Source organism: Geobacillus sp. B4113_201601, assembly GCF_001587475.1.
Lineage (GTDB): Bacteria > Bacillota > Bacilli > Bacillales > Anoxybacillaceae > Geobacillus > Geobacillus icigianus.
Genome location: NZ_LQYX01000111.1, coordinates 73236 through 83004, shown reverse-complemented (window position 1 = coordinate 83004; position 9769 = coordinate 73236). Strand labels below are relative to the sequence as shown.

Here is a 9769-nt window from a genome sequence, read left to right as displayed (position 1 = left end):
ACACCCCTGCATCATACCAAGAGGGCTTTTTTTGATCAAGTCCCCGGAAAAGCTCCTAACGGGAATGCTCCTTTAACAAAATCTAGTTTACAAATCGGAGATCCTTCAGTTTTGGCGTATGAAACGAAAACACTGGTCGTTTCAAATTTCAGAGCCATGGATATTGCAGCCGGCGGTGAAGGGGCTCCATTGATTCCCTATATAGACTGGTTATTATTCAGGAGTAAGAGGAAAGGAAGAATTCTGCAAAATATCGGTGGTATCGGGAATTGCACTGTTTTAAAAAGAAATGCGAAAAAAGAAGACATTATCGCGTTTGATACAGGACCTGGAAATATGATCATTGACGAATTATGTAGGACTCTTTTAAATATCCCTTATGATGCAAACGGAGAAATTGCTTCCCAAGGGAAAGTTCCTCATGATGTGATTGCCAAATTAATGGATCATGACTTCTTTAAAAAATCTCCGCCAAAATCGACAGGCCGGGAAGAATTCGGAAGAGAATTTACTTTAAAGATGATAAAAAATTTTTCTGACCTTTCTCCGAAAGATTTAATCGCAACTGCGACCTATTTTACCGCGTACTCAATCGCGGAGGCGTACAAAAGATTCGTGTTCCCAGAGGCTAAAATCGACGAAATCGTCGTTAGCGGCGGTGGCGGAAATAACAAGACTTTATTAAAAATGATTCAATCTTTGTTACCGGATAAAAAATTGATAAAGATGGATGATTTAGGAGTTACCGCTGATGAAAAAGAAGCCGTTGGCTTTGCAGTATTGGCAAATGAATATATTCATCAACAAAAAACTAATATGCCAAAGGCCACAGGAGCAAAAGAATTCGTTTTACTGGGACAATTAACGTTTCCCCCTTACGGCGATCAGAAAAAGTTATTAACAAAAACTTTACTAACATAAAATTATCTGATACATTCCTACGTGAAAAGTCTTGGTATGTCAGAGCGTCCTATTGGAACGGCCGGATGGACACATCGAACAAGCGTAAGGGAAGCCTATCATCCTTGACTTGATCAGTGAAGGATTCTGTAGGATAGAGTATTTCTGTGTAACCTCGTACGGAATGACGAGCAATGGTAAAAGGCTTGCATCACTCGTCATCGTGATCGAAATATTATTTCAAAAAAATAAAAACCCCTTTCTTATTTATCCTGTTAGGGGCGCAAAATGTGAGATACAAAATTCTTGATAATATCTATTTTTGCCGTCCCAAGCGCTCATCGAAGCCTGTTTGAAATCCGGTAAATCAAGCTCTTTTTTTTTAATAGAGAATGGAGTTCCTTAGCAGTCAGAGAATGGGGCCAATGGCTATTGGAGCTGTTTTTTTTCGCGCGTACTTCCAGCTCTTGAATGCGACCGCTGAGTCGTTCATTTTCTGTGTTCAAGTGCTTGTTTTTTCTAACGCAACTGTTCGTTTTCTTGGATGAGCTGATGAATGAACTGGTTTTGTTGTTGGATTTTGCCCATGAGGCTCTCCATTGTCAATATATTTTGGCACGGGATTGCCGTTAACATCAAGATAATAATCCCTTTTACCTGTACTATTTGGATTCTATACATGATAATGATCTTTGCCTTCAAAACCATTTGCTCCTAGTTTTCCGGGATCAAATCTAACCTTCATTCCAGTTTCAGGATCGATAAACTCTTGTGATTTGGTATTTTGTTATTCCTTCTGGTGTAACATCTTTCCATCTGTTGTTGATTAATTCCTTAGGATCCTTTGGTAAGTTATTTTTGAAAAATTTTTATTTACCTGTATCCTTAATGGAAGAATTACTTGGCTTGAGTATACGGATCAATGCCTTCGAATTACTATAATAAAAAACACTCATCCACAGTAAATTTATCCTAAATATTTCATCCCCCCCTCTATAAATGTTCCTTTTTTTATACACGATAGCGTCCTGAAGATAAAGATTCAACAGCGATTTTCATTTCCTTATCGCTTGTGGCCACGTACCTCCTAGTAGTATCTAAATCACTGTGACCTGCAAGATCGGCAACATAAGTAATAGGAAAACCTTTGTCAATCAAATCATGGCAAAAAGTATGTCGTAGCACATGCGGTGTAAGTCCTTCCATTCTCAAGTCATGTCGAATCTTAGTAAATAAGTTATTTATGCCAGATATGGTTAGATGGCCACCTTTCTGAGAGACAAAGACTTTATTTGTATTCGGGACTTTAGTGTTCCTTTCACTTATCCATAGACTTAAGGCATGTTTTAGATCACTGTTCATGGGAATACGTCTAGCCTTTCCACCTTTACCATCACGTATATTGATATAACCATTTTCGAAATCAATATCTTCTAATTCCAACTCTACAACCTCACTTACCCGCATTCCCGCGTGGAGCATACAGTAGATAATCGCTCGGTTTCTTGCATAGCGCCACATATTTTTCTTTTGCTTTTCCTTATCGTCGATGTAATGCAAAAGTTTATTTTTTTCAACACGTTCAAGCCAACGCGGCGATAGTGGCATTTGTTGTTTTTGCACGGAAAGAGAAGAAGCCGGATTATCTTTAATAGCACCGGTATCATAAAGATACCGGAAATAAGCCTTTAAGCTCTCAATTTTGTTGTTAACAGTAGAAATCGCGAGCTTTTTCTTTCCTGTTTTTGGGTTTTCAATACACGCAATGTTTATTAGATAGTTCTTCCAGTCTTGAAGATCGACAGCAGATACGTTTTGGGGATCGAAGGGAACTTCACCCGTCATTTCTTCGTACCATTGCTGAAATTCTTTTAGTACGGTTTTGTATCGGCGGATGGTATGTTCACTTTTTCCTTGTTGCTGTAACCAATGAATGTATTTTTCCAATTCCCCTTCTCCCTTTCAAATCAAAATATTTGGTCTACATCTACTTATTTTCTTTCCCTCGCTACGATGTCCTTGAACATGTCCACGAATCGGCCGACGGTACCCGATCCAGTTCCAGCAAGCCATCTGACTGATTTTTCTTCAGCCTCATTTCATTCATGCTTCAATGCAGTTTCCAGCGCGCTTTTCAAGTCGCTGAATGCCATTTGTTCGTCTGTGTATTTTTTCATTCGCGTTTCATTTTCACTGAGTGTTCTCCTATCTTTCTATTCCTCTTGCATTTTCAAACAACCTCATTAACTGTCTGTCAGGCTCTCTGTTTACAATGGCTTTCTTTAATACATTAACTAAAAGCTGAATGTCAGTAATGGATCGTATTGAAGCACTTAATAGTTCTTCACCATCAATTCTGTTCCATTCAAGAGAATATCCATTTTTAAGAGCTAAGGAACGAATGAACTCACGTTGTGTTCGTCCATTTCCTTCTCGAAAAGGATGCAATACGTTAATCTCGGCCAAATAGTATGCTGCACGTTCGGAAAATTTCTCGAAGTCGTAACCCTTCAAATACTTTTCATTGGCTAACTCCTTAAACAATTGTTTGGCCGATTCCTCAATAAACTGGGCATTAGCAAAAGAAAAACCGCCTTTCGTAATGTTTTCGTCCCTAATCTTTCCGGCAAAAGGATAAAGGTCGCTAAAAAGAAATTTGTGTATTGCTTGTAAGTGTTTTAAATCAAAATTCCCATAAATAGGTTTTAGATATAGCTTTGCTAATCGTTCACCTGTAATAATACGCTCTAATGTTTCGAGTTTTTTGGGGTCACGAATATTGAAATTATTGATCAATACTTCGGTCCCTGGATACCAGTATTTCGATCGCTTCGACTGCATCATTGGTTTTCAGCCAACTCTCTTGCCTTTTTTAGAAAGGCCGATCGGCTAATATCTCCCATCAATGCAGCTTTGATTAGTTTTTCTTCTTCTTCAGTTATTTGCAGACCCTCAAAACTCAACGACGCTTTTACCTCCGACAAAATTTGTTCAACTTTTTGGTTCATTTTCATCACAAATTCTCCTTTCCAAAAATAACCGAATTATCTTTGGTTTTTATATTCTAGATTATACCTAATTATCTTTCGTTTTTCAATTATTTCTAAACAAAAAAACAAAAGATAATTCTTAAAGTTAACCCTTATCAACTTTCTCATCCTGCCATCCCCTATCGCTGGAACACAATATTGCTTCTAGGACGCACATAGTACCCACCGCCGACTTGATACACATTATTTTTAGTTGAATATACTTTTAATTTTTGTTTGCCCTTAATTTTCTTATATGGTTTTCCTTTAGGGGTATAGATGATCATGTCCCCTTTCTTTGAATAAATGGTTCCGACATAGTAAGATACGCTGTCGCTTTTCTTCACATAATATCCGTCACCGACCAAATAACGATCTTTTTGAACGGCGTATACTCGTACATCCTCATTTTTTCTTAACTTACGATGCACTTTTCCTTTTGAATTGTACATAAAGACATTGTTGCTTTTAATTACTAGCCTTCCAATGTATTTGACATTCAATTTTGGAATTGTTGGTTTTCTTTCAGTATTTGGAGTTGTCGGTTTATTGCTAGTATTAGACCCCGTATTATTCCCACTATTTGAGCCAATATTAATGCTTTGTCCCTTTATATACTGATCTCTTTCTGTGCTTGTTAGAGGAACAAGATTTACATTAGGGTAAAAATAAGCCTTGTAATAATAAGAATTTCGGGCATTTGATCCTAGAAACGCCAACCAATACGTGTGATCACTATCAGGATTTTCTACATAGAAAGATAATCTAAGATAAAAATCCTCTTTGGAATCCCTATTCATATAATCCATTGCTAAATGAAGCGTATCCGTTACCTTAGTCGCATAACCATCCCTGCCGTCTAACCTGTATGGTTCAGCGTAAAGTAAGGCGCGAGGTGTCCCTGTCGAAGTACGGATTGACTCCCAGCAGCAATATTCTTTCTTTCTTAGTTCAATAACCAATGTTCCTGGTTCTGATTTAGAGGTCTTAAAACCGACATTTTCAGCAGCATCCTTTACAACATTCCCGATACTGTCAACATAGTCACCAACCGCCCATTGTTCCTGAATGATTTCTGGTTTCACATATGGAACAGAAACGGTCGCTGCCTCTACTTTCGATACCAAATTAGGAATCGGTACACTACTTGGTGCTGATCCAAATAACATAGCTGATGTCAATAAAATAGGTAATGCTTTCTTTGCTCTCAATTTAATCCCTCCAAATAGAAAATTAACCAGAAAATCACAGTATAGAAGTTAATTCGCTCTTCCTTCCACAAGGGTTCAACAATATCATTTTAATTCATCTGCGTAATGTTCAAGACCTCGTGCAAAAGGTTTTACGCTTTCAGGGGAAAGAAGCAGTACTGCATTTATGAGCGTGCGAACAGACTCACCATACTCACCTGCACTATATTGTGCCAAAGCATAGAAACAACGTATTCCAATATGATTTGGAAATTCCTCGATTGCACTCTTAAGAATGTGTTTGGAATGTTCTAACTGCCCTATATTTCTAAGACTTGAACCCAGACATAATAATGCTACACATCGTTGCTCAGCAGGTAACCCAAGCGACAGTGCTCTCTCATAGTAAGGTATCGCTTCTTGTTCTTTACCCATAGCATCTAAAGTCAAGCCGATTTTTAACTGAACAAAAGGGTTGTCAGCTTCGATTTTTTCTAATAGAATGAGCAAATCATATGCACTCTGTAAATCGCCCTCTATCCGGAATTTTTCAGCCGATTGTATTAAGTCGGATGTATTCATATGCTCGCTCCTCTTCTAAAACATAATCCCAACTTGATTCATCTTCCCATTATTGATAATCAGAGAAGAAAAATTCTCCAATTACAACCCGTGGTGCTAGATAAAATCGAGTAAACATAAAAATAGCCCTTACCTGCGGATTCCTTGTAGAATGAAATACATCATCCATCCCTTTCAGAAGGCGCGGATAGCTGAATCGGCCGTCTTTCACTAACCGGGCAATGACGAGCGCGTCTTTCGCATCATGCTTGGTTGGAAGATTGTCGTCCAGCTCTTTGGAGCGCTTCACGTGCATCGGGTTTGTCATGACGAGAGGGATGCCTTTCTCATCAAGAAAATAGGCGAGATTCAGCCAATAATGTCCCGTTGGCTCGATGCCAACGATCACTTCCGTTTTTTCAAATTCCTCCATCGCTTTCACGATGCACTGGTACAACCATTCCAACCCTTCTCTGGATTGCGGAACGGGAAACGATTTTTTCAGCACCCTCCCTCGCTCATCCACAAAGCAGGCATAATGTTTTTTCTTTGCAATATCCATCCCAACAACCAGCGTTTGATCGGTGACTTGATTAATCTTCTTGTTTGAGATAGAATTCATGTATAGTCCTCCTTGGTATCCAAATTAGGGGTCAATTCATCCAATTGACACCCCCGAATCATACCAAGAGGGCTTTTTTTATTCAAGTCCCCGAAAAAACTTCTAACAGGAATGCTCCCACCCGGCATCTCGTAATTGTTGGTCAATAAGAAGACGGGTTTCCGCCTCCGTCAATTCGAAGTTCGCGATGGCACGTTGAGAGAATTCACGTCGTTTTTGCTTCTCTTCACTGCTAATATATAGCTGTTCTTTCCGTATCTTTTCAAGCTCCGTTTCCAATCGAGCGAGCTTTTCTTCGTATGATTGAACGATCTGATCGAACTCATCTGTTGTGATAGAGGTTTGCGGTGTCGGTTCGATATACTCCGGAGCTTGGAATGACCAATCGCCATACACTTCCATAAACCAAACGGCGATGCGGAACGCCATATGCAATAAAGCCTTTGCTTCGTTTACTTCTCCATAACTCGGATTATGTACCGCTTCATTCCCTTTCAACCGAATGACCGTCAATAAGTCATAGATTTCTTTCGGGATAATTTGCTCGTAAAACAGAACTCTTAGACGTTCTTGCTGATCCGTTCCCCGCTCTTCCCGAATTTCTTCTAAAGCTAAAATATATTTTGTAATCGTTTCCGCAAATTTCCTCAGTTCACTCATCGCCACGTTTGGATTTTGATATACGTTTCGTTCCACTGTTTCCCCCACGCGAGCGAGAACTTCCCATTTTTCTTCTAAAAAACGGAAATTGTGCGCCATCTTCAATTTTTCCTCCATACGCGTTGGTCGTTTCCCGAATCACTCTAATCCCTGACAAATATTCAGAAGACTATGCAGTTCCATTGTACCATAAAACTTTACAGCATTTCACATTTCATCATATATTCAGTTTCATTAGGAATAAATTTAGACAAAATAACAAACAACGGCTTTTCCTGTTCAACAAGGATTCCTCGATTTCGACAGTGACGCGGCAAACAAAATGCCTCTCATCCCTTGATACTAAAGGGACGAGGGGCATTGGGGCATACGTTGGGCGTGTATCTAGGCGTGAGGATGGATGCCTAGGATCTCCGGAGGAGGCTCCAGCCCTAGGGCCGCAAAGAGTTGCACTCGTTTGGCCGTCAGTTTGGTTCGCTAATCAAGGCCGCCGTTTTTTGAAGAAAAATGTCCAATTTCATTTGCCTAAAAGGATGGAGCTCAGAACGAATGAGATTCTACCCCGATCGATCTCCCGAACCCTTCTTTAGGTAAACGAGGGCTTGCCAGCCGTCAAAACATAGCACCTTTGTTCAATTTCTTTAAAGCGATGAATAAGACTACAAATAACACAGAATAAACAATTCCTAAGGAGATGTTAGGAATTCTTAAAGCAATATCTCTACTCACATATTTTTCCGCCAGATTTACAATTCCTCCTCCAAGCAACATGCCTAATGGACTCATTCCCCAAGATAGTAATTGAAAGACTCCACCTACCCTGCCTAATTTATTATCAGGGATTATTCTCTGACGCAATGATAAGTTACAAATATTGAAAGTTACAATAAAAAAGCTGGCAATAAAATAAAGAATTCCAACAATAAACGGATTGCTTGTTAATCCAACACTTCCAAGTGTAAATCCCATCATTAATAGCGACGTTAAAATGGTAGCATTAAAACCGAATTTATTTTTCAATAACGATATACTTTGGCTACCAATAATGCTTCCAATAGTGCCAACGGCTATTAACAGTCCAAAGCCAGAGGAGTCTAGCTTTAATATCTCTTTCACATAAAAAACTTGTATGGCCAACGTAGAGGTGAACATGAGAGTAATTCCAATCCCCATTAAGGCTAAAGTCAACAATAATTGATTTCTCCAAACAAATTTTACTCCTTCAAGAATATCTAACTTATTCTTTTTATTTAAAGCATGATTTTTCAAACTAGCTGTTGTCTTTAATAAAAATAAAAAAGGAATAGTGGCTAGGAGTGAAATGATATCGAGAGCAAATGGGATAAATATTCCAAAACTAATCAGGATTCCGCCTATGGACCGTCCTACCACATCGCTCATAGTTAGTCTTGAAGTCATTATATAACCGTTGGCTTTCTCTAAAATATCTTTTGAAACTATAGAAGGAACTAATGTTTGGGCTGTACTGTCAAATACTACTTTTGTTATTCCGATGAGAAATGCTGCGAAAATTAACAAAGGGATGCTTATTATTTTGAATAAAATACTTACATTTAGTACAATCAACACTATTATTCTAATAATGGCTGCTACAATCATTAATTTCTTTTTTGGATAATAATCAATGAGGGCTCCTATGTATAAACTGAATAACAACCAAGGTAAAGTCATCGAGGCAGAAACCAACGAAACAGAAAATGTATTAGATGTAATCGTAGATGCTAACCAAGGCATAGCCAGTAACGTCAGCCCATCACCAAAGGTGGAAAAAGAGACAGCTATAAGTAAATGATAGAAATTGCGTCCTAATCTTTTCGACAATTTTATTCACTCGCTTTTTTTGATAGGAAAATTAACTACTGTAGATGAGCAAATTTGCTAACATAAATTGACAGCTAAACAAAAAAGGAGACATGAACCCAGCTCCTTGAGTAAAATAGATGTGCTCAAACTACCCACAAGGAGGTTCATGTCTCATGAATAGATTAGCACATCATCAAGGAATCCACAAGTTTTTCATGACGCTGGGATTGGCGCTTTATTTCTCGAAGCCGGTCATCAAGCATCTCGTTCATATTGTGGATGCCTTGACTACCAAGGGATTTTCGGGAACATTGACCGATGTCCATCACTGGAGTTTTCACCCGAATCATCGAACGACACTGAGCCACTTTTTCACGAAAAGCCCTTGGAACGAGGAAAAACTGCTTGAGAAGCTGCAAGAATGGATCCTTCGCCAGATCGAACGCCTAGCCAAACAGGAGAATCAACCCCTTTTTGTTTCGATTGATGATACCATTTGCCAAAAAACGAAGCCTTCGTCACGGGCCGCCCATGCCATTCAAGGGTGTGATTGGCACTACTCGCACAACGATCATCCATCCGTTTGGGGGCATTCGCTCGTTTGGCGGATGGTGCACACATTCCATGTCATCGCCATGCTCAAGACGAACCGGATTCTCTACCCGAAAGGCATCGCCATCCAAGCGAAGGAGTTTGCCCATTATATCGAGCCCAACGACACCCGCCTCGTCACGGTGGGGAACGAGCGCTATCGTGTCTACCGCTACGAAGGCGCGCTCAACGGTCTTGATGACGCGGTGGTGCTGCTGGCTTGGAAGGCGGATGAACCGATGACGCCGGATCATCTCCATGTCGTCTTGAGCACCGACCGGGAGCTAGGCGATGAAGAGATCTTGCGTTACTATGCCCAGCGCTGGACGATCGAATGCGTTTTCCGGCAGGCCAAAGACCAGCTGAAGTCAGGTGGTACCGTGTTCGTCACA

Annotated in this window: 9 protein-coding genes and 2 pseudogenes; 2 read left to right on the top strand and 9 right to left on the bottom strand. The window is 39.8% G+C overall.

What is annotated here, in order from left to right:
* The coding region (locus tag B4113_RS15650) for an anhydro-N-acetylmuramic acid kinase (RefSeq protein WP_153017172.1) at positions 1–921 on the top strand (921 nt) is incomplete at its 5' end.
* 392 nt (positions 922–1313) lie between these two features.
* Here the strand turns inward: B4113_RS15650 and B4113_RS20810 are convergent.
* The 9 genes and pseudogenes from B4113_RS20810 to B4113_RS15610 form a co-directional block, all read right to left on the bottom strand.
* A pseudogene (locus B4113_RS20810) lies at positions 1314–1536 on the bottom strand (IS66 family transposase); the annotation flags it as partial.
* Positions 1537–1911: 375 nt separating this feature from the next.
* Positions 1912–2847: a tyrosine-type recombinase/integrase gene (locus tag B4113_RS15640; protein ID WP_033019891.1), complete on the bottom strand. Its 936-nt coding sequence runs from the start codon at positions 2845–2847 to the stop codon at positions 1912–1914.
* Positions 2848–3105: 258 nt separating this feature from the next.
* Positions 3106–3696, bottom strand: coding sequence for a Fic family protein (locus B4113_RS15635; protein ID WP_324696865.1), 591 nt, complete (start codon positions 3694–3696; stop codon positions 3106–3108).
* Between the two features lie 44 nt (positions 3697–3740).
* Positions 3741–3914 (bottom strand): hypothetical protein, encoded by a 174-nt coding sequence (locus B4113_RS19955; protein ID WP_156102697.1) that lies wholly within the window; start codon positions 3912–3914, stop codon positions 3741–3743.
* 155 nt (positions 3915–4069) lie between these two features.
* Positions 4070–5140 carry a hypothetical protein gene (locus B4113_RS15630; protein WP_061912654.1) on the bottom strand — a complete coding sequence of 357 codons (1071 nt, stop codon included), beginning with the start codon at positions 5138–5140 and terminating at the stop codon, positions 4070–4072.
* Positions 5141–5224: 84 nt separating this feature from the next.
* Complete coding sequence (locus B4113_RS15625) at positions 5225–5701, bottom strand: tetratricopeptide repeat protein (protein WP_033843335.1); 477 nt, start codon at positions 5699–5701, stop codon at positions 5225–5227.
* A gap of 163 nt (positions 5702–5864) precedes the next feature.
* Positions 5865–6302 (bottom strand): annotated as a pseudogene (locus B4113_RS15620) (transposase); the annotation flags it as partial.
* 102 nt (positions 6303–6404) lie between these two features.
* Positions 6405–7061, bottom strand: a complete 657-nt coding sequence (locus tag B4113_RS15615) for a DUF4145 domain-containing protein (RefSeq protein WP_061912653.1) — start codon at positions 7059–7061, stop codon at positions 6405–6407.
* Positions 7062–7574: 513 nt separating this feature from the next.
* Complete coding sequence (locus B4113_RS15610; RefSeq protein WP_160331383.1) at positions 7575–8804, bottom strand: MFS transporter; 1230 nt, start codon at positions 8802–8804, stop codon at positions 7575–7577.
* Positions 8805–8959: 155 nt separating this feature from the next.
* Between B4113_RS15610 and B4113_RS15605 the strand changes: the two genes are divergently transcribed.
* A partial coding sequence (locus tag B4113_RS15605; RefSeq protein ID WP_082799328.1) for a transposase occupies positions 8960–9769 on the top strand: 810 nt, incomplete at its 3' end.